This window comes from Mesorhizobium sp. M0136 (assembly GCF_040322515.1).
Classification (GTDB): Bacteria; Pseudomonadota; Alphaproteobacteria; order Rhizobiales; family Rhizobiaceae; genus Mesorhizobium.
Genome location: NZ_JAMYTP010000005.1, coordinates 35,216 through 53,476 on the forward strand (window position 1 = coordinate 35,216; position 18,261 = coordinate 53,476).

The following is an 18,261-nucleotide window of genomic DNA, read 5'->3' on the forward strand; positions in this document are numbered from 1 at the left end:
AAGACGGCATCTCGTTCTTAGCATTGCGTCGCGCCTGGCGCGAGGTTCGACTGGTAGCGGAGCGGCTTGATGCGTTCACCGCTTTTCCAGCCATGCCTTGTCTCATCGCCAATATCCTTGCCATCATCGTTGGCATTCGCCATGAAGGCCGATGACTTCCCTTCCGCCAGCCAGCATACGCCAGAGGCTCGACGAATTGCTCGTCCAGCGCGGCCTGTTTGCCAGCCGCTCGCGTGCCCGCGATGCCGTGGCGCGCGGCACCGTGACGGTCGATGGCATCGTCGCCCGCAAGCCAAGCCAGGCCGTTCTGCCTGAGTGCAACATCGTCGTTGACGATCCGGCGCAAGGTTACGTGTCGCGCGCCGCACTGAAGCTGAAGGCTGGTCTCGACCATTTCGGCCTCGACCCCACCGGCAGCGAAGCCCTCGATGTCGGCGCCTCGACCGGCGGCTTCACGCAGGTGCTGCTCGAACGCGGCGCGGCGCATGTCACGGCGATCGATGTCGGGCACGGCCAGATGCACCCCGACATTGCCGGCGATCCGCGCGTGACGGTAATTGAGGGCCTGAATGCGCGCGAACTGTCGGCAGCCGATCTCGGCGGCCGTGTGCCGGATTTCATCGTCTCGGACGTCAGCTTCATCTCGCTGAAACTGGCGCTGCCGCCGGCGCTTGCCTTGGCCGGGAACGGCGCAAAGGCTGTGTTTCTGGTCAAGCCGCAGTTCGAGGCCGGCCGCGAGGCGATCGGCAAGGGCGGGCTGCTGAAGGACCCCTATGATGCGGCGCGTATTGCCGGCCTGATGCAGGACTGGCTCGATACCATTCCCGGCTGGCGCTCGCTGGGGCTGCATCTGTCGCCGATAGAGGGCGGCGACGGCAACCGCGAGTTCCTGCTCGGCGGCATCAAGAACGTCGAGACCCAGAAGCGATGAGCACCCGTTTCACGATCGCAAGGTTGGGCTCGCAGGGCGACGGCATCGCCGAGACGGAAACCGGCGAGGTTTTCATTCCGTTCGCGCTGCCGGGAGAGGTCGTCACCGCCGCGCGGGGAAAAGACCGCGCCACGCTGATGTCGGTCCTTGAGGCTTCGCCGTTGCGGGTCGATCCGCCGTGCCGGCATTTCGGCGCATGCGGCGGCTGCGCCGTCCAGCATCTCGAGACTGAAGCCTATCACCGGTGGAAGCATGAAAAAGTCGTGCATGCGCTGAAGAGCAGGGGCATCGCTTGCGATGTCGGCGCGATGGTGCCGTGCGCGCCGCACACGCGCCGCCGCGTCGTCTTCACCGCCCGGCGGAGCGAGGCGGGAATGCAGTTCGGCTTTGTTCGCGCGCTGTCATCCGAGATCATCTCGATCGAGGAATGCCCGATCTCGCTGCCGCAGATCGTCGCTGCGCTCGACCGTTTGAGGATGCTTGCCGGACTGATCTGCACCACGACCAAATCGTTCCACATGGCGGTGACAGTGACCGGTTCCGGCCTTGATGTCGCGGTTCACGATTCCGGCAAGCTCGGCGAGAACCAGCGCCGCGTCGCGTCCAACTTCGTCATCGCCGAGGGGCTAGCCAGGCTGTCGATCGACGGCGAGATTATTATCGAACCAAAGAAACCGGTCGTCCTGTTTGATGGCGTCGCCGTCGCAGTGCCTCCGGGCGCTTTCCTGCAGGCAACCGAGGCTGCCGAACAGGCGATGGCCAACATTGTCGGCCAGCATTTCGCGCGCGCCAAAAAGGTCGCCGATCTCTTCGCCGGCTGCGGCAGCTTCGCGCTGCGCCTGGCCGCAAGATCGGAGGTTCACGCGGTGGAAGGCGATGCGGCAGCACTCGCGGCGCTCGACCGGGCATTCCGTTTCGCCAGCGGCCTGAAGCGGGTGACCGGCGAACGTCGCGACCTGTTCCGGAGGCCGCTCACATTCAAGGAGTTGAATGCCTTTGACGGCGTAGTCTTCGACCCGCCCCGCGCCGGCGCCGAGGATCAGTCGAAGCAGATCGCGCGCTCCGACGTGCCGCTCGTCGCCGCGGTGTCCTGCAATCCGGCAACGCTGGCCCGGGATCTTCGCATCCTCCTCGATGGCGGTTACGCCTTGAAGAGCGTAATCCCGATCGACCAGTTCCTGTGGTCGCCACATGTCGAGGCAGTGGCATTGCTGGAGAAGCCCAAGAGAAGGCGCTAGCAGCATTTATCGGGCGTGAAATGCGCACTAAAAAAGCGCATTTGAGCGTACGCCGGCCAAATATTCTAGGAAATTATAATAAGCCAAAGCCTTTGATATTTCGGCATCGCGCTGCGGCGAGGAGCGGACGCCGTTTCTCTCGTCGAAGCGGATGGCTGAAACCGCTGGGGGTCACTATGACGGAACTGGCGGGCCTGAGCGGCATCGCCCGCAACACGTTTGCCGCTAAGACCGGAGCGCGCAAGGTCGACGCCGCATTGAGCCCCATCATTCGTATTCTGGCGACGGCCGGCGAGATGACCGATCAAGTGCGTGCAGCGATCTGGTTCAAACATCAGCCGATCCCGGCTGGGTCGGAAAGACCGCCTATGATCTGGTTCGCGAAGGCAAGACGGATAAGGTTCTCGCTTACCTGAGGGCCGCTCGTTCCGGTATCTATGCCTGAACGGCGCGCCTTCATGCCAGGCTGGGTGGCCATAAACTGCTATGCTTCTTGCACGCCGTCATATCCAGCCGCCTGCGCTGCCATGACGAACTTACGATCAAAAGTCGCGAAGCCAACGCAGTGAGCAGATTTGCCCAGATGCAGCGCATCAGCGAAATCCAATCCCCTTTCCGAGAGGTCGAGCGCGGACGACACGACCGTCCCGTCTTCCACCTCTACCGTAGGGAGCCCGCTAAACGCCCGTAGCGTGCGGGCGATTTCGAGCGGTGCCAAACCGTAGGCGCTGCGCAACACCCACTCAACCTCCAGCATTACCGTGACGGCGACAAAGACTGGCTGGCTATCGATCAACGCGCGGGCGCGGGAAGACTGAGTCGGGTGATCGTCCGTCAGGTAGCGGACGATCAGGTTGGTATCAATCGCGAGCATGGCGCCGCCGCGCTTCGGCGAGCACGCCCGCGTCCATTTCTTCCAACGTCTTCGGCCTGCCGCTATAGCGCAGCGATCCAAACACGTCCTCTGGCCGCGTCTCGGCGAAGACTGGCGCAGGCTTCAGTAGCACGCCCTCCGGGGTATCTTCGACCAGAAGGCGTGTGCCGGCGTCCCATTCTCTCCGTTTCCGGATCGAACTGGGCAGGATGACCTGTCCCTTGGTCGAGACGGTGGTCACGAGCTTTTCCGCGGCAGCCATGATGGCGCTCCTCTGGATGTAAGACGAACGTAAGATAAGTGAAGATCGCGCCCAATTCAAGGCTCGAATAGCTCAATGGGACGACAGGACGGACAGGGTGTTAGAAACAGCGATGCCGGACCGCCGGCCGTATCAAACCCTGGTGCCGCCGACCGTCATCTGGTTCATCCTGAGATGCGGCTGGCCGACGCCGACCGGCACGCCCTGTCCGGCCTTGCCGCACATGCCGATGCCGGTGTCGAGCTTCATGTCGTTACCGATCATCGCCACACGATGCATGGCATCCGGCCCGTTGCCGATCAGCATGGCGCCCTTGATCGGCTGCGTTACCTTGCCGTTCTCGATCATGTAGGCCTCGGTGCAGCCGAACACGAACTTGCCCGAAGTGATGTCGACCTGGCCGCCGCCGAACGACACGGCATAGATGCCATTCTTGACCGAGGCAATGATTTCCTCCGGCTCCATGTCGCCTGCGGTCATGTAGGTATTGGTCATGCGCGGCATCGGCTCGTGTGCGTAACCTTGGCGCCGCCCGTTGCCGGTGGCTTTCATGCCCATCAGACGCGCGTTCTGGCGGTCCTGCATGTAACCGACCAGCTTGCCATCATCGATCAACACGTTGTGGGCAGAAGGCGTGCCTTCATCGTCGACGGTCAGCGAACCACGCCGTTCGGGAATGGTGCCGTCGTCGACAACGGTGACGCCTTTCGCCGCCACCTGCTGGCCAAGCAGGCCGGCGAAGGCAGATGTCTTCTTGCGGTTGAAATCGCCTTCCAGCCCGTGGCCGACGGCCTCGTGCAGCATGACGCCCGGCCAGCCGCTCGACAGCACGATATCGAAAGTGCCGGCAGGCGCGGGAACCGCTTCGAGATTGACCAGTGCTTGCCGCAGCGCCTCCTTGGCCGCATGCTTCCAGCTGTCCTCGATCAGGAATTCGCCAAAATCCTTGCGCCCGCCCATGCCGTAGGAGCCGCTCTCCTGGCGGTCACCGTCGCCGACCACCACCGACACGTTGATCCTGACCAGCGGGCGGATGTCGCGGACCATCTGGCCATCAGCGCGCACGATCTCGACATGCTGCCAGGAGGCGGCGAGCGACGCCGTCACCTGTCGGACGCGCGAATCCTCGGCCCTTAGCCAGGCATCGATTTCCTGGAGCAGCTTGGCCTTGGTCTCGAAGGAAGGCGAGGGGATAGGGTTTCCGTCACCGTAGAGATGGCGGTTGGTGCGGGCGGGAGCCGCAGCAAGCGTGCCGGAATAGCCGCTCTTCGCCGTCGAAACCGCATCGGCGGCGCGCAGCAGCGAGGCTTCGGAGAGATCACTGGAATGGGCGTAGCCGCTGGCCTCGCCGGCGACTGCGCGCAGGCCAAAACCCTGGTCGGTGTTGAAATTGGCGGTCTTCAGCTTGCCATTGTCGAACATTAGCGCTTCGCTTTCGCTGTATTCGAGAAACAGTTCACCGTCGTCGGCGCCGTTTATAGTCTCGGCGACGATCTGCTTGATGCGATCGTCGGAAATGTCGAATTGGCCGATCAGGCTGTTCATGGCGCTGGCCTCTTGATAAGTGATTTTACGGCATGTAGGCGCCTGGGCGCCGTTCGGCAACTTCACGGTGGAACACCACGACCTAAGTCACGCGGCGTGCCATCATGATTTCGTCGATCTCCCTGCCTTCATGAAGAAAGGCGGCCGGTATGCAGCCTATTTCGTGAAAACCTTCTCGTTGATAGAATCGTATGGCCGCTGGATTTTCAGCACTTACAGCCAGCTCGACCTGCCTTATGCCCAATGCTCGGGCGTGATCGAGCAGCAGATTGAGCATCTTGACGGCGTATCCGCCGCCACGCTCGCTGCCGCGCAAATAGACCATGACGATCGTCGCGCGGTGCGCCATCTTGCTGGCCGGCTGGCGCATCAGGCCCATTATGCCGACAGGTTCCCCGCTCCGAAAGCTGACGACAACCAGGTTGTTCGTCAGGCGCCGCCGCCATTCCTCGTCGGGAAGTTGCTCCCATTCCGCTGCGCTGCTGGCGAAGGCTTCGGGCGCAGCGCGCAAAGCCTCCAGGCGGATTCGCTTGAATATCTCGAAGTCGCCCGCGTCGAGCAGTTTCAGCGTCAAACGCGCAGCCTCAAGGCAGGGCGGCAAAGCCGTCGGCGAAACCCTTGAGGTCGACGGGAATGCCGATGCCCTCTTCCGGCGTCTGGAAGACGATGAAGGTGGCGGACGTACCGGTCTTCAGCGTGTCGAGCAGCGGCTTTTCCAGGATGACCTCGGCGTAGCAGCCGTCCTGGAAACAGCGCACGAAATAGGCGCGGCCGATATCCTTGCCGTCGACATTGAGGCCGAGCCCGTTGGGCAACAGCACGCCGAGCGGCGCCAGTACGCGAAGGATTTCGGCCTTGTTGTCGGCTGTACGCAGCACGACGACGGAAAGACCCATTTCCGGGCGGTCCTCGGCGACGACGTTCTGCATCATCACGCATTGTTCGGACGCAGCACCGGCCGGCGTATCGCAGATGATCGACCACGCCCCATGCGTCGACTTCACCGTGCCGCTTGGCTGCGCGGCATTGGCCAGGCCGGCGCCGGGCAAGGCTATTGCGGCGGCAACAAGGATGACCTTCGCCAAGGTTCTCGAAAGCCAAGGGTTCATGACGGCTCCATTGCGAATCACGGCACTTTAAGCCGCACTAAACCCAAGTAAAGGACGAGACCCCGGCGATCTGCCCCGACACAGGCGACAATGCGCTTTTCCGTGCCAATTTCGCCCTAATTGCGACGGTTCCGCGTGCCGCGCGGCTCATTCTACTCGGATGTCGCTCTGGTGATTCGCGGCGAGCCGTCACCGCACGAAGCCAGCGCCGCGCTTGCGCGCAAAAATGCCGCACGGGTTCCGGCGCTCCTTTCTTGCGGAGGCAAATAGAGTATGGTTTGAACCAGCCTTGAATTGTCCGGGATTCCCGTCCCGGCATTGTTCGACATTCTTGCGGTCCGATCGCGAGGAACTGGGAGATGACGAGGGCGATGAGAAAATTCCTGGCAACCGCCAAAATCGTAGCTAGTGCCGCCGCCACGTTGTTTGCTGCTGCATCGGCTCGTGCAGCCCAGCCCCAGCCTTGGGAAACCAGTTTTCAGCCTGCGGCGACCGACATTATGAGGCAGATCGAGTGGTTCGGGAACTACTCGTTCGCGTTCATCATTGTGATCACCGCCTTGGTGCTTTTCCTGATCGCCTACTGCATTTTGCGGTTCCGGGCGAGCGTTAACCCGACCCCGTCGCGCACCAGCCACAACACGCTGATCGAGGTCATCTGGACTGTCGGTCCCGTCGTCATCCTGCTCTGTCTCGCCATTCCCTCGTTCCAGCTGCTGACCGCGCAGTACACGCCGCCGGAAGAAGCCAAGCTGACCGTCAAGGCGACCGGCAATCAGTGGAACTGGGACTACGAATACCAGGTCGACAATACGCTTTCCTTCAATTCCGCGATCCTTCAGGATGCCGACAGGGCTGCTGCCGGTAAGGAAGATCGCGCCGAGTATCCGCGCCTGCTCGCCGTCGACAATGAGATGGTGGTGCCGGTCAACACCATGACCCGGGTGCTGGTGACGGCGACCGACGTCATTCACGCCTTTGCCATGCCGTCCTTCGGCATCAAGACCGATGCGGTGCCGGGCCGCATCAACGAGGTGTGGTTCAAGGCCGACAAGGAAGGCCTCTATTATGGCCAGTGTTCCGAACTCTGCGGCAAGGACCACGCCTTCATGCCGATCGCTATTCGCGTCGTCTCCGATGCGCAATACAAGACCTGGCTGGCGGCAGCCAAGACCGACCTTCCCGGCGCCAACAAGGCGCTGATGGCCGAGGTCGATGGCACGAACAAGGTAGCGGCCGCCGGCAACTGATGCCGCGACCAGAAAAGATTCAGGGAACGGAGCCGATCATGGCAGACGCTGCAGTTCACGACGACCACGACCACAAGCCGTATCATGGCTTGGTCCGGTGGGTGTATTCGACCAACCACAAGGACATTGGCACGCTTTATCTGATCTTCGCGATCATGGCGGGCTGCATCGGTGGCGCCTTGTCGGTCGTCATGCGCATGGAATTGCAGGAGCCGGGCATCCAGATATTCACTGGCCTGGCGCAGATGGTCTACGGCATGAATGGTGACGCCGCCATCGACGGCGGCAAGAGCATGTACAATGCTTTCACCACCGCGCATGCGCTGATCATGATCTTCTTCATGGTGATGCCGGCGCTGATAGGCGGTTTTGCCAACTGGATGGTGCCGATCATGATCGGCGCGCCGGACATGGCCTTCCCGCGCATGAACAACGTCTCGTTCTGGCTGCTGCCGCCGGCTTTCATCCTGCTGATTATCTCGGCCTTCGTCCCGAGTGCGCCCGGCGCCTACGGCGTCGGCGGCGGCTGGACGCTTTATCCGCCGCTATCGACATCGGGCCAGCCCGGACCGGCCATGGACCTGGCGATCCTTTCCATCCACATCGCCGGCGCCTCCTCGATTCTTGGCGCCATCAACTTCATCACCACCATCTTCAACATGCGCGCGCCCGGCATGACCATGCACAAGATGCCGCTGTTCGCCTGGTCGGTGTTGATCACCGCCTTCCTGCTGCTTCTGTCGCTTCCAGTGTTGGCTGGCGGCATCACCATGCTGTTGACCGACCGTAATTTCGGCACCACCTTCTTCGCCCCGGACGGCGGCGGCGATCCGATCCTGTTCCAGCACCTGTTCTGGTTCTTCGGCCATCCGGAGGTCTACATTCTGATCCTCCCGGGTTTCGGCATCATCAGCCACATCATCTCGACCTTTTCGAGGAAGCCGGTGTTCGGCTATCTAGGCATGGCCTATGCGATGGTTGCCATCGGCGCGGTGGGCTTCATCGTCTGGGCCCACCACATGTACACGACGGGCCTGTCGCTCGACACCCAGCGCTATTTCGTCTTTGCCACCATGGTCATCGCGGTGCCGACGGGTGTGAAGATCTTCTCGTGGATCGCCACCATGTGGGGCGGGTCGATTTCGCTCAAGACGCCGATGCTGTGGGCGATCGGCTTCATCTTCCTGTTCACTGTTGGCGGCGTCACCGGCGTGCAGCTGGCCAATGCCGGCCTCGACCGCCCGCTGCACGACACCTATTTCGTGGTCGCGCACTTCCACTACGTGTTGTCGCTGGGCGCGGTCTTCGCCATCTTCGCCGGCTGGTACTACTGGTTCCCGAAAATGACCGGCTACATGTATTCGCCGGTGATCGCCAACACCCACTTCTGGGTCACTTTCGTCGGCGTCAACCTGGTCTTTTTCCCGCAGCACTTCCTCGGTCTTTCCGGTATGCCGCGTCGCTATATCGACTATCCGGATGCCTTCGCCGGCTGGAATATGGTGTCGTCCTACGGCTCGTACATCTCGGCTGTCGGCGTCGTCATCTTCCTGTTCGGCGTCTTCGAGGCGTTCCAGAAGAAGCGTGTCGCCGGCGCCAATCCTTGGGGCGAGGGTGCGACCACGCTGGAATGGCAACTGCCTTCGCCGCCGCCGTTCCACCAGTGGGAACAGTTGCCGAAGATCAAGTAGGCGGTTGCCTCCTTTAATACGGAACCGCCGGCCGACCGGCGGTTTTGGCCAACGGAATGATGGACTTTAAGTACGCATGGCCCTTGCCGAAGACAGACTGATTGACGAGCCAGGCTTCCGCATGTCGGAAGCGACGGCGGGCGATTTTTTCGCCCTGCTGAAGCCGCGCGTCATGTCGCTGGTGGTGTTCACCGCGTTTGTCGGCATGGTCGCCGCCCCGGTAACCATCAATCCGCTGCTGGCGGTGATCGCGATCCTGGCTATTGCCATTGGAGCTGGCGCGTCCGGTGCGCTCAACATGTGGTACGACGCAGACATCGATGCGGTGATGACGCGCACCGCCGGCCGTCCCGTGCCGGCCGGCCGCATCCGGCCAGGCGAGGCATTGAGTTTCGGGCTGGTGCTGTCGGTTCTGTCGGTGATGACGCTCGGCGTGCTGGTCAACTGGTTGGCCGCATCGCTTCTGGCCTTCACCATCTTTTTCTATGCCGTCATCTATACGATGTGGCTGAAGCGCTGGACGCCGCAGAACATCGTCATCGGCGGTGCTGCCGGCGCCATTCCGCCGGTCATCGGCTGGGCGGCGGTAACCGGATCGGTCAGCCTCGAAAGCTTGGTGCTGTTCCTGATCATCTTCCTGTGGACGCCGCCGCATTTCTGGGCGCTCGCGCTGTTCAAGTCGGAGGACTACGCCAAGGCAGGCATTCCGATGATGCCGAATGTCGCCGGCCATCCCGCGACCAGGCGCCAGATCTTTGCCTATGCGCTGGTCCTCGCGCCGGTTGGCGTGCTGCCATGGGTTCTTGGCTTCACCACGCCGGCCTATGGCATCGTTGCGTTGCTGCTCGGCGTCGGCTTCCTATGGTATGCGTGGAAGGTGCTGCAAATGGCCGATGACGACAGGGCGATGAAGCCGGCCAAGGCCTTGTTCGGCTATTCGCTGCTTTATCTCTTCGCCATCTTCGCCACCTACCTTGGCGATTGCGTCGTCGCGCGCGCGCTGACCGTCGGCGGAGCATGAGCATGGCCGAAAAGAAGCTTGAACTGGTCACGCTGACCGAACGTCAGCAGAAGGCGCGCCGCAATCGCTCGGCCGCAATCGGTTTCGCGCTGGCGGCGCTGGTCGTCATATTCTACGTCGCGACCATCGTGAAATTTGGCCACAGTTTCCCTGGCTCGATGTGAGCTGACGATGACCAGGCAAACAGTCACCGATCCTACGAAGAAGAATACGAACCGCGTCGTCGCTGCCGTCTGCATCGCGTTCTTCGGCGGCATGATCGGCATGGCCTACGCCGCAGTGCCGCTCTATGCGATGTTCTGCCAGGCGACAGGCTACGGCGGCACCGTCAAACGGGCGACCCAGCAATATGCCGATAGGGTGCTCGACCGCGACATCACCATCCGCTTCGATGCCAACACCGCCGGCGTTCCCTGGCAATTCCAGCCGGTCGACCGCTCGATCACCATCAAGATCGGCGAGACCGCCGAGGCGCATTTCAGCGCGACGAACAAATTCAGCCGGCCCATCACCGGACGCGCCACCTTCAACGTGCAGCCGGAACTGGCTGGGCCTTACTTCAACAAGGTCGAGTGTTTCTGCTTCACCGACACGACGCTGAAGCCGGGCGAGACGCTGGACATGCCGGTCGTGTTCTATGTCGATCCCGACATCGTCAACGCGCCGGAATTGAAGGATTTGAGGACGATTACCCTGTCCTACACGATGTTCCCGGTCGACAAGACCAAGCCGGTCGCATCATCGGTGCCGGCCGACGGCCGCCGCAACAAGATTTCAGATACCGAAGCAAGCCTCGGGGGTTGATATGGCAGACGCACACGCAAAACCACAGCATGACTATCATCTCGTCGACCCGAGCCCGTGGCCTTTCCTGGGCTCCGTCGGGGCACTGGTGACCGCGATCGGCGGCGTCTGTTACATGCAGTATCTCAAGGGCGGCGATTTCCCGATCTTCGGTTTCAACATTGCCAATCCGTGGCTGTTCTTCATTGGCCTTTTGATCGTCATCTACACGATGTTCGCTTGGTGGTCTGACACCATCAAGGAGGCGCATGAGGGTCGCCACACCCGCGTCGTGTCGCTGCATCTGCGCTACGGCATGATCATGTTCATTGCCTCCGAGGTGATGTTCTTCGTCGCCTGGTTCTGGGCCTTCTTCGACGCCAGCCTGTTTCCGGGCGAGGTCCATCAATACGCCCGCACCGCCTTCACCGGCGGCGTCTGGCCGCCCAAGGGCATCGAAGTTCTCGACCCCTTCCATCTGCCGCTCTACAACACCGTCATCCTGCTTCTGTCGGGCACCACGGTGACATGGGCGCATCACTCGCTCATCCACGGCGACCGCAAAGGCCTGATCAATGGCTTGGTGCTGACCGTCGGCCTCGGCATGCTGTTCACCATGGTGCAGGCCTACGAGTACATGCACGCGCCGTTCGGCTTCAGGGATTCGATCTACGGCGCCACCTTCTTCATGGCGACCGGCTTCCACGGCTTCCACGTCATCATCGGCACGATCTTCCTGTTGGTCTGCCTGATCCGCGCCATGAAGGGCGACTTCACGCCCAAGCAGCATTTCGGCTTCGAGGCCGCCGCCTGGTACTGGCACTTCGTCGACGTGGTGTGGCTGTTCCTGTTTGCCTCGATCTACGTCTGGGCATCGAACGGCGCGATGATCGAACCGCATTGAGATCGACCTGAGGAAGTCGACAAGGCGGCTGCGGCGACGTGGCCGCCTTATCTTTTGCGGCAAATGCTCCTAGGATGATCCGATGAGCGACGACAAGGCGATCTGGCCACCAATCGACCCGATCTCGGCCGGCCTGCATGGCCGCTGCCCGCGCTGCGGCGAGGGCAAGCTGTTTTCTGGATTCCTCACGGTTGGCAATCGCTGCACCAATTGCGGCCTCGATTATTCCTTCGCCGATGCCGGCGACGGGCCGGCGGTGTTCGTTATCCTGATCATCGGCTTCATCGTCGTCGGCCTGGCGTTGTGGACGGAGGTGACGCTCAATCCGCCGCTCTGGCTGCATCTGTTGCTGTGGATTCCGCTGACGCTGGTGCTTTGCCTGGCGGCGCTCCGGCTGATCAAGGGCGTGCTGCTGACGCTGCAATACCGCAACAAGGCGGCCGAGGGCCGACTGGACCGCGGCGAATGAGCGAGGCATCAGGTTTGGTGGCCGGCCGGTCGCGGCCCAAGCGCGCATTGGCGCTCGGCCTGGGTATCATCGTGTTTTTGATCCTGCTGGCGCTCGGCACCTGGCAGGTTCAGCGCCTGCACTGGAAAGAGGGCCTTCTCGAGACGATAGACCAGCGCACGCATTCGGCGCCCGTGCCATTGGCCGAGGTCGAAAAGCGGTTTGCTGCCACCCGCGACGTGGACTACACGCCGGTAACGGTGACCGGCACTTTCCTGCATCAAGGCGAGCGGCATTTCCTCGCCACCTGGGAAGGCCAGTCCGGTTTCGATGTCTTCACGCCGCTGCAACTCGACGATGGCCGTTTCGTACTGATCAACCGCGGCTTCGTGCCTTACGATTTCAAGGACTCAGCCAAGCGGCCGCAGGGGCAGGTAACGGGCGAAGTGACGGTGACGGGGCTCGCCCGCAACCCGCTGCCGGCCAGGCCCTCGATGATGCTTCCCGACAATGATCCGCAGAAGAACATCTTCTACTGGAAGGATCGTGATGCGATGGCCTCGAGCGCCGGCCTGCCGGCAGGTGCGGCGCTGGTGCCGATCTTCATCGATGCGAACGCCACGCCCAACCCCGGCGGGCTGCCGGTCGGCGGCGTCACCGTCATCGACCTGCCGAACAGCCATCTGCAATATGCGATAACCTGGTACGGCCTTGCCGCCGCCCTTGCCGGTGTCCTTATCTCCTGGCTCCGCCGCCCGGCGAAAGACCAATGATCGCCGCCACTACCCTTGACAGGGCAGGGCCGCGCACCTCATTTCGCGCCTAGAGCTCAGAAGTCACAGTCCGATCAACCGGCCTACAATCAGCGTAAGATGCAATCATGCTTCACACAAAGCCACCGCTGACCATCCGGCTTTGCCAGCCGCGCGGTTTCTGTGCCGGCGTCGACCGTGCCATCCAGATCGTCGTGCTGGCGCTGAAGAAATACGGCGCGCCGGTCTATGTCCGCCACGAGATCGTGCACAACCGCTACGTCGTCGAAGGGCTGCAAAGCCTCGGCGCGGTGTTCATCGAGGAGCTCTCCGAAATCCCGCCCGAGCATCGCCAGAGCCCGGTCGTCTTTTCGGCGCATGGCGTGCCGAAATCGGTGCCGGCCGACGCCCAGTCGCGCAACCTCTTCTATCTCGACGCGACTTGCCCGCTGGTTTCGAAAGTCCACAAGCAGGCAATGCGTCATCAGCGGCTTGGCCGCCACGTGCTTTTGATCGGCCATGCCGGGCATCCCGAGGTGATCGGCACAATGGGCCAGTTGCCGGATGGCGCGGTCACTCTGATCGAGACCGAAGCCGACGCCGCAAGCTTCGTGCCTGCAGACCCGCAGGCGCTCGGCTTCGTGACCCAGACGACGCTGTCGGTCGAGGACACCGCCGGTATCATTCGCGCCCTGCAGCAGCGTTTTCCCGAGCTGCACGCGCCGGCGGCGGAATCGATCTGTTATGCCACCACCAATCGCCAGGAAGCGGTCAAGGAAACAGCGGCCGGCGCCGATCTCTTCCTCGTTGTCGGCGCACCTAACTCCTCCAACTCGCGGCGCCTGGTCGAAGTGGCCGAGCGCGCCGGCGCCTCGATGTCGCTTCTCGTGCAGCGCGCGTCCGAAATTCCGTGGAATGAGATTGCCGGCATTTCGACGCTCGGCCTGTCGGCGGGCGCCTCGGCGCCGGAGATCATCGTCGACGAGATCGTCGATGCGTTCAGGCAGCGCTTCGACGTGACCATCGAGCTGGCCGTAACGGCGACGGAGACGGAGGACTTTCCGGTGATGCGGGTGTTGCGCGATGTCGAACTGACGGCTGCCGACATGGCCTTCGTCAACGGGGCCGCGTAACAACGATGGCGGTCTATACCGACGTCAACGAGGGCGAGCTCGGCGCATTCCTCAAGAACTATCCGGTCGGCGACCTCCTGTCCTACAAGGGCATCGCCGAAGGCACCGAAAACTCGAATTTTCTGCTGCACACCAGCAGCGGCTCCTACATCCTGACGCTTTACGAGAAGCGCGTCGACAAGGCTGACCTGCCGTTCTTTCTCGGCCTTATGGCTCACCTCGCCAGAAAGGGCATTTCGTGTCCGCTCCCGGTCACCGCACATGATGGCGGTGTGATCGGAACACTTGCCGGTCGGCCGGCGGTCATCATCACCTTTCTCGAAGGCCTGTCGCTGCGGCGGCCGACGGCTGCGCATTGCGGCGAGGTCGGCAAGGCGCTGGCGGCACTGCATCTCGCCGGCGCGGATTTTCCGATGACCCGCCCCAACGCGCTTGCCATCGATGGCTGGCGCAAGCTGTGGAATGCCGCCCGCGCCCGCGCCGACGAGGTCGAGCCGGGACTGGCGGCCGAGGTCGATGCCGATTTCGCCGATTTCGAGCGGAACTGGCCGGACGGTCTGCCGCAAGGCATCATCCATGCCGATCTTTTCCCGGACAATGTGTTCTTCCTCGGCGAGAAACTGTCCGGGCTGATCGACTTCTATTTCGCCTGCAACGACCTCTACGCCTATGACGTTGCCACGTGCCTGAACGCCTGGTGCTTCGAGAAGGATTTTTCCTTCAATCTGACCAAGGGCACGGCGCTGCTTGCCGGCTACCAAAGCGTGCGGCCGTTGAGCAGTGACGAGAAAGCTGCGCTGCCGATGCTGGCGCGCGGCTCCGCGCTGCGCTTCATGCTGACCCGGCTCTACGACTGGCTGACGGTTCCGGACGGCGGGCTGGTGATGAAACGCGACCCGACCGAGTATATTCGCCGGATGCGCTTCCACCGGGCGATCAACTCTCCTTCCGAATATGGACTGACATGACCAAGCGCGTTGAAATCTTCACCGATGGTGCCTGTTCGGGCAATCCCGGGCCTGGCGGCTGGGGCGCAATCCTGCGCTTCAACGGCGCCATCAAGGAGCTCCATGGTGGCGAGGCTCTGACCACCAACAACCGCATGGAGTTGTTGGCGGCGATCTCGGCGCTCAACGCGCTCAAGGAGCCTTGCGTCGTCGACCTTTATACCGACAGCAACTACGTCAAGGACGGCATTTTCGGTTGGATCGATGGCTGGAAGCGCAACGGCTGGAAGACCGCCGCCCGGCAGCCGGTGAAGAATGCCGAGCTGTGGCAGCAGCTCGACGCGGCGCGCAACCGCCATCAGGTCACCTGGCATTGGGTCAAGGGCCATGCCGGCCATCCTGAGAACGAGCGCGCCGACGAATTGGCGCGGCTCGGCATGGCGCCATTCAAGACGAAGTCGGCGAAAGCCGTGCTCGCGTCCGTGCCGCCGAAGGAAGGCACCCAGTCCAGGCAATCGGCGGCCAAGAAGGTTCGGCGCTCGACCCAGAGTTATTGATCCGGTTGAATTGGCGTGTCAGCGGATCAGGAGGGCGGTGCCGAACAGTCCGATGGCAAACACCGTATGCGACACAAGATTGAGGGCGCGGACCTGCATCGGATTGGGCCGCTTCGAAGCGGCCCAGCCGGCACCCATGCCGGGCGCCAGCAGAAACCACCCGGCGCCGACGGTGACGATGCCGAGGATAAAGGCCGGCAGGAAGGTCGGCGCGGTGAGCCAGGCCGTCCCGGCCAGCACGACCAGTATGATGCCGTAGACGATACCGACAGCATAATGAAAGGTCCAGCCAAGTACTGATTCATGCAGGTAGGGCGAGGCCTTGCCAATGTCGTCATGGAAGACCTTGCCTTCCCTGAGATGCCAGACCCAGCGGCCGACCAGCCCCCAGTTCGGCCGCGGTTGGGCAAAGGCCTTGTTCAGGAAAATCGCCCAGACATCCATAAGCGCGGTTGCGCCGATGCCGATCGCGACGCTGCGCCACAAGATGTCAGACATAATCGAGGTCCTCAAAAGCAAGCAGTCCCGAAGGGCCGACACATGGCCCCGAAAACCGGGTCGGCTTTCGGAAGGATCATGCGCCGATGCAAAAGTCAGCGTCCTTTGGACGTTGAGCGCTCGAAGGCGCCCCGCCGCCGTCCCAGGCCTAAGCTGTCGCCAGGACGGAAAGCTGTCCGAGAATGTGAGCCGCACCGGATTCGTCGACGCCGGGCTTTGTCTCGACATTGAGTGCGGTGACCCTGCCGTCCTCGACGATCATCGAAAAACGCTTCGAGCGCAGCCCCATGCCGCCGCTGGAGAGGTCGGCGTCGAGGCCGACCGATTTGGCGAAATCGCCATTGCCATCGGCAAGATAAAGGATTTTGCCTTCACCGCCGCTGAAGCGGGCCCAAGCCCCCATGACGTGAACATCGTTGACCGAGACAACGGCGATAGTGTCGACGCCGCGCGCCAGGATGGCGTCGTAATTGTCCAGGTAGCCGGGCAGATGATTGTTGCTGCAGGTCGGCGTGAAAGCGCCTGGAACGCCAAACAGCACGACCGTCTTTCCTGAGAATATCTCGCCCGTCGTGATCGGCTTTGCACCATCGGCGGTCATTGTCTTGAAGGTCGCATTGGGCAGTTTGTCGCCAACGGAGATCGTCATGATGGTCCTCGTTTGGAAATGGAAGGGAGTGTCCTTGCGATAGCGAATTAAGGCGCGCCCGGCAACCGTCCAGACGTTGGCATCACGGGAATGGCAACAGGCCTTCGACCGCGCCTGCGGCACTTGTCAGTGTGTAGTGCAGGCCGCCATCCGTTGGCGTGGTCGACGGCCTGTCGAGGATCGGCACAGTAAAGATCAGCTTGCCATCCTTTTCAATGCGTGCCGGGGCACCGAACATGTAGTCGCGTTCGCCGGCAACGAAGAAGTCGGCGCCCTCGGGGCTGCCCGGAACGCTCGCTTCGACAATCAGCGTTTCGTGATCGCCCGGCAGTACATTTATGCCGAAATCGGGCGTTGCCGTGGCGGGCAGGGTGGCAAGGCCTGCCTTGACCAGTGCCGCGTCCTCGGCGTTGTCCGGATCGGCGCCGGGATCGACGGTCAGTCTTGTTTGCACCGGGATGCAGATGGTTTCGCAGATGCCGAGGAAAATGTCCGCATCGATGACGGCCGGCTGGCCGGGCGCGGCAAGCGTGAACGTCACCGGCAACGAAACCGGGTGGTCGTAGCCGGCCCATTTGCCATAGCCGTCGTCATGGCGCTGCGGCGGCGGAAATAAAAGCGTCGCGTCGGCAATGTTGGTGCTGGCCGAGACGTCGATCTGTGGCGGCACGCCCGCATCGCCCGGATCGCGCCAATAGGTTTTCCAGCCAGGCTTCAGCGCAATGTCGAGGACGCCCTGGAGACGTCCGGCCTCGTCGGCTTTGCCGCTCGTCACCAGCCTCACCCTGCCGCCTTCGCTGTTATACCAGGCCGACGAGGAGGCTGCGGCTGGGAGGCCAGTCGCCGATCCAATGGCCACACCAAGCAGCAGGATTTTCAAGCTTTGCATGACGGTGATTTGATCGTCCGTTGATGGCCGCACAATGATTTCATGACGCGGCCGGCATCATATTTGCGTGACCTTCGATTTACGAGCCTGATCAAATCGAGCGCCGCCCATCTTTTCGAGGCTTCGGAAACGCGTTACGCTGTGGCCATGGATTTGTTGCGCCATAAAAGGACGGCCACAGGACCCGGCTTTCTCGACGACCAGTTCCTGATCGCCATGCCCGGCATGAAGGACGACCGCTTCACGCGCTCTGTCATCTACATTTGCGCGCACAGCGACGAAGGCGCGATGGGGCTGATCATCAACCAGACGCAGCAGATGCTGTTTCCGGACCTGCTCGTGCAACTTGGCATCATGAATGAGATGGAGGCGATCCGACTGCCGGCGCCGGCGCGCGACTTCGTCGTGCGCAATGGCGGACCGGTGGATCGCAGCCGCGGCTTCGTCCTGCATTCGGGCGACTACCGGGTGGAATCCTCGCTCGCCGTTTCCGACGACGTCTGCCTGACCGCGACCGTCGACATATTGCGCGCCATCTCCTCCGGCCGCGGACCCCGGCGGGCTCTGATGGCTCTCGGCTATGCCGGCTGGGGCGCGGGCCAGCTTGAAAACGAGATCGCCGAGAATGGATGGCTGACTTGCCCGGCAAGTGCCGAGCTTCTGTTCGACGCCGACATCGACCGCAAATACGACCGGATCCTTGCCTCGATCGGCATCGATCTCGCGCATCTCAGCCTGGCTGCCGGTCACGCCTGAGCCTCATCACGTCCCCGAAACTTG

The 18,261-nt window shown here is 62.3% G+C and carries 22 protein-coding genes and 1 pseudogene; 15 read left to right on the forward strand and 8 right to left on the reverse strand.

Annotation, left to right across the window (positions count from 1 at the left end):
- Positions 1-151: 151 nt before the first annotated feature.
- From NKJ35_RS07315 to NKJ35_RS07325, 3 genes and pseudogenes are all read left to right on the forward strand, one after another.
- Positions 152-931: a TlyA family RNA methyltransferase gene (locus NKJ35_RS07315; protein ID WP_352645905.1), complete on the forward strand. Its 780-nt coding sequence runs from the start codon at positions 152-154 to the stop codon at positions 929-931.
- A complete protein-coding gene (locus NKJ35_RS07320; protein WP_352645907.1) occupies positions 928-2,169 on the forward strand; it encodes a class I SAM-dependent RNA methyltransferase in 1,242 nt (413 codons plus the stop codon). Before NKJ35_RS07315 ends, NKJ35_RS07320 begins: the two co-directional genes overlap by 4 nt.
- 97 nt (positions 2,170-2,266) lie before the next feature.
- Positions 2,267-2,614 (forward strand): annotated as a pseudogene (locus NKJ35_RS07325) (DUF2384 domain-containing protein).
- A 39-nt stretch (positions 2,615-2,653) separates the two neighbouring features.
- Here NKJ35_RS07325 and NKJ35_RS07330 read toward each other — a convergent pair.
- The 5 genes from NKJ35_RS07330 to NKJ35_RS07350 all read right to left on the reverse strand — a co-directional run bounded on the left by NKJ35_RS07330 (position 2,654) and on the right by NKJ35_RS07350 (position 5,959).
- Positions 2,654-3,043, reverse strand: coding sequence for a type II toxin-antitoxin system VapC family toxin (locus tag NKJ35_RS07330; protein ID WP_352645909.1), 390 nt, complete (start codon positions 3,041-3,043; stop codon positions 2,654-2,656).
- A complete protein-coding gene (locus NKJ35_RS07335) occupies positions 3,030-3,305 on the reverse strand; it encodes an AbrB/MazE/SpoVT family DNA-binding domain-containing protein (RefSeq protein WP_254818449.1) in 276 nt (91 codons plus the stop codon). The genes NKJ35_RS07330 and NKJ35_RS07335 overlap by 14 nt, the downstream gene beginning before the upstream one ends.
- Positions 3,306-3,437: 132 nt before the next feature.
- On the reverse strand, positions 3,438-4,850 hold the full coding sequence (gene tldD / locus NKJ35_RS07340) for a metalloprotease TldD (protein WP_352645911.1): 1,413 nt from the start codon (positions 4,848-4,850) through the stop codon (positions 3,438-3,440).
- Between the two features lie 82 nt (positions 4,851-4,932).
- Positions 4,933-5,424, reverse strand: coding sequence for a GNAT family N-acetyltransferase (locus NKJ35_RS07345; RefSeq protein WP_352645912.1), 492 nt, complete (start codon positions 5,422-5,424; stop codon positions 4,933-4,935).
- A 10-nt stretch (positions 5,425-5,434) separates the two neighbouring features.
- Positions 5,435-5,959, reverse strand: a complete 525-nt coding sequence (locus NKJ35_RS07350; RefSeq protein ID WP_352645914.1) for an invasion associated locus B family protein — start codon at positions 5,957-5,959, stop codon at positions 5,435-5,437.
- A 371-nt stretch (positions 5,960-6,330) separates the two neighbouring features.
- Between NKJ35_RS07350 and coxB the strand changes: the two genes are divergently transcribed.
- The 11 genes from coxB (at position 6,331) to rnhA (ending at position 15,445) form a co-directional block, all read left to right on the forward strand.
- Entirely contained in the window at positions 6,331-7,209 is an 879-nt protein-coding gene (gene coxB, locus NKJ35_RS07355) for a cytochrome c oxidase subunit II (protein ID WP_352646297.1), read from the forward strand.
- 38 nt (positions 7,210-7,247) lie between these two features.
- Positions 7,248-8,900 carry a cytochrome c oxidase subunit I gene (ctaD, locus tag NKJ35_RS07360; protein ID WP_352645916.1) on the forward strand — a complete coding sequence of 551 codons (1,653 nt, stop codon included), beginning with the start codon at positions 7,248-7,250 and terminating at the stop codon, positions 8,898-8,900.
- A 76-nt stretch (positions 8,901-8,976) separates the two neighbouring features.
- Positions 8,977-9,921, forward strand: a complete 945-nt coding sequence (locus tag NKJ35_RS07365; RefSeq protein ID WP_352645918.1) for a heme o synthase — start codon at positions 8,977-8,979, stop codon at positions 9,919-9,921.
- Complete coding sequence (locus NKJ35_RS07370) at positions 9,918-10,085, forward strand: cytochrome c oxidase system small membrane protein (RefSeq protein ID WP_023674135.1); 168 nt, start codon at positions 9,918-9,920, stop codon at positions 10,083-10,085. The genes NKJ35_RS07365 and NKJ35_RS07370 overlap by 4 nt, the downstream gene beginning before the upstream one ends.
- A 7-nt stretch (positions 10,086-10,092) precedes the next feature.
- The gene (locus NKJ35_RS07375; RefSeq protein ID WP_352476673.1) at positions 10,093-10,725 is read left to right on the forward strand and encodes a cytochrome c oxidase assembly protein; all 633 of its coding nucleotides are present in this window, start codon (positions 10,093-10,095) and stop codon (positions 10,723-10,725) included.
- Between the two features lies 1 nt (position 10,726).
- A complete protein-coding gene (locus tag NKJ35_RS07380; protein ID WP_254818455.1) occupies positions 10,727-11,608 on the forward strand; it encodes a cytochrome c oxidase subunit 3 in 882 nt (293 codons plus the stop codon).
- An 82-nt stretch (positions 11,609-11,690) separates the two neighbouring features.
- The gene (locus tag NKJ35_RS07385; RefSeq protein WP_352645920.1) at positions 11,691-12,077 is read left to right on the forward strand and encodes a DUF983 domain-containing protein; all 387 of its coding nucleotides are present in this window, start codon (positions 11,691-11,693) and stop codon (positions 12,075-12,077) included.
- A complete protein-coding gene (locus NKJ35_RS07390) occupies positions 12,074-12,829 on the forward strand; it encodes an SURF1 family protein (RefSeq protein WP_352645922.1) in 756 nt (251 codons plus the stop codon). The genes NKJ35_RS07385 and NKJ35_RS07390 overlap by 4 nt, the downstream gene beginning before the upstream one ends.
- A 107-nt stretch (positions 12,830-12,936) precedes the next feature.
- Positions 12,937-13,941: a 4-hydroxy-3-methylbut-2-enyl diphosphate reductase gene (gene ispH, locus NKJ35_RS07395; protein WP_254818458.1), complete on the forward strand. Its 1,005-nt coding sequence runs from the start codon at positions 12,937-12,939 to the stop codon at positions 13,939-13,941.
- Positions 13,942-13,946: 5 nt separating this feature from the next.
- Positions 13,947-14,909 (forward strand): homoserine kinase, encoded by a 963-nt coding sequence (locus NKJ35_RS07400; RefSeq protein WP_352645925.1) that lies wholly within the window; start codon positions 13,947-13,949, stop codon positions 14,907-14,909.
- A complete protein-coding gene (rnhA, locus tag NKJ35_RS07405; RefSeq protein ID WP_352645927.1) occupies positions 14,906-15,445 on the forward strand; it encodes a ribonuclease HI in 540 nt (179 codons plus the stop codon). The genes NKJ35_RS07400 and rnhA overlap by 4 nt, the downstream gene beginning before the upstream one ends.
- Positions 15,446-15,463: 18 nt before the next feature.
- Here the strand turns inward: rnhA and NKJ35_RS07410 are convergent, their stop codons facing one another.
- The 3 genes from NKJ35_RS07410 to NKJ35_RS07420 form a co-directional block, all read right to left on the reverse strand.
- A complete protein-coding gene (locus NKJ35_RS07410) occupies positions 15,464-15,943 on the reverse strand; it encodes a DUF2938 domain-containing protein (protein ID WP_352645929.1) in 480 nt (159 codons plus the stop codon).
- A 148-nt stretch (positions 15,944-16,091) separates the two neighbouring features.
- Positions 16,092-16,592, reverse strand: a complete 501-nt coding sequence (locus NKJ35_RS07415; protein ID WP_352645931.1) for a peroxiredoxin — start codon at positions 16,590-16,592, stop codon at positions 16,092-16,094.
- Positions 16,593-16,674: 82 nt separating this feature from the next.
- The gene (locus tag NKJ35_RS07420; RefSeq protein ID WP_352645933.1) at positions 16,675-17,481 is read right to left on the reverse strand and encodes a protein-disulfide reductase DsbD domain-containing protein; all 807 of its coding nucleotides are present in this window, start codon (positions 17,479-17,481) and stop codon (positions 16,675-16,677) included.
- 147 nt (positions 17,482-17,628) lie between these two features.
- Between NKJ35_RS07420 and NKJ35_RS07425 the strand changes: the two genes are divergently transcribed.
- Positions 17,629-18,237 (forward strand): YqgE/AlgH family protein, encoded by a 609-nt coding sequence (locus tag NKJ35_RS07425; RefSeq protein WP_254818656.1) that lies wholly within the window; start codon positions 17,629-17,631, stop codon positions 18,235-18,237.
- Positions 18,238-18,261 lie beyond the last annotated feature (24 nt).

What these genes read in the sequence shown, in the direction of transcription:
- NKJ35_RS07315 (WP_352645905.1), top strand. Translation starts at nt 152, where the DNA reads ATGACTTCCCTTCCGCCAGCCAGCATACGCCAGAGGCTCGACGAATTG.
- NKJ35_RS07320 (WP_352645907.1), top strand. Translation starts at nt 928, where the DNA reads ATGAGCACCCGTTTCACGATCGCAAGGTTGGGCTCGCAGGGCGACGGC.
- NKJ35_RS07330 (WP_352645909.1), bottom strand. Translation starts at nt 3,043, where the DNA reads ATGCTCGCGATTGATACCAACCTGATCGTCCGCTACCTGACGGACGAT.
- NKJ35_RS07335 (WP_254818449.1), bottom strand. Translation starts at nt 3,305, where the DNA reads ATGGCTGCCGCGGAAAAGCTCGTGACCACCGTCTCGACCAAGGGACAG.
- tldD (WP_352645911.1), bottom strand. Translation starts at nt 4,850, where the DNA reads ATGAACAGCCTGATCGGCCAATTCGACATTTCCGACGATCGCATCAAG.
- NKJ35_RS07350 (WP_352645914.1), bottom strand. Translation starts at nt 5,959, where the DNA reads ATGAACCCTTGGCTTTCGAGAACCTTGGCGAAGGTCATCCTTGTTGCC.
- coxB (WP_352646297.1), top strand. Translation starts at nt 6,331, where the DNA reads ATGAGAAAATTCCTGGCAACCGCCAAAATCGTAGCTAGTGCCGCCGCC.
- ctaD (WP_352645916.1), top strand. Translation starts at nt 7,248, where the DNA reads ATGGCAGACGCTGCAGTTCACGACGACCACGACCACAAGCCGTATCAT.
- NKJ35_RS07365 (WP_352645918.1), top strand. Translation starts at nt 8,977, where the DNA reads ATGGCCCTTGCCGAAGACAGACTGATTGACGAGCCAGGCTTCCGCATG.
- NKJ35_RS07370 (WP_023674135.1), top strand. Translation starts at nt 9,918, where the DNA reads ATGAGCATGGCCGAAAAGAAGCTTGAACTGGTCACGCTGACCGAACGT.
- NKJ35_RS07375 (WP_352476673.1), top strand. Translation starts at nt 10,093, where the DNA reads ATGACCAGGCAAACAGTCACCGATCCTACGAAGAAGAATACGAACCGC.
- NKJ35_RS07380 (WP_254818455.1), top strand. Translation starts at nt 10,727, where the DNA reads ATGGCAGACGCACACGCAAAACCACAGCATGACTATCATCTCGTCGAC.
- NKJ35_RS07385 (WP_352645920.1), top strand. Translation starts at nt 11,691, where the DNA reads ATGAGCGACGACAAGGCGATCTGGCCACCAATCGACCCGATCTCGGCC.
- NKJ35_RS07390 (WP_352645922.1), top strand. Translation starts at nt 12,074, where the DNA reads ATGAGCGAGGCATCAGGTTTGGTGGCCGGCCGGTCGCGGCCCAAGCGC.
- ispH (WP_254818458.1), top strand. Translation starts at nt 12,937, where the DNA reads ATGCTTCACACAAAGCCACCGCTGACCATCCGGCTTTGCCAGCCGCGC.
- NKJ35_RS07400 (WP_352645925.1), top strand. Translation starts at nt 13,947, where the DNA reads ATGGCGGTCTATACCGACGTCAACGAGGGCGAGCTCGGCGCATTCCTC.
- rnhA (WP_352645927.1), top strand. Translation starts at nt 14,906, where the DNA reads ATGACCAAGCGCGTTGAAATCTTCACCGATGGTGCCTGTTCGGGCAAT.
- NKJ35_RS07410 (WP_352645929.1), bottom strand. Translation starts at nt 15,943, where the DNA reads ATGTCTGACATCTTGTGGCGCAGCGTCGCGATCGGCATCGGCGCAACC.
- NKJ35_RS07415 (WP_352645931.1), bottom strand. Translation starts at nt 16,592, where the DNA reads ATGACGATCTCCGTTGGCGACAAACTGCCCAATGCGACCTTCAAGACA.
- NKJ35_RS07420 (WP_352645933.1), bottom strand. Translation starts at nt 17,481, where the DNA reads ATGCAAAGCTTGAAAATCCTGCTGCTTGGTGTGGCCATTGGATCGGCG.
- NKJ35_RS07425 (WP_254818656.1), top strand. Translation starts at nt 17,629, where the DNA reads ATGGATTTGTTGCGCCATAAAAGGACGGCCACAGGACCCGGCTTTCTC.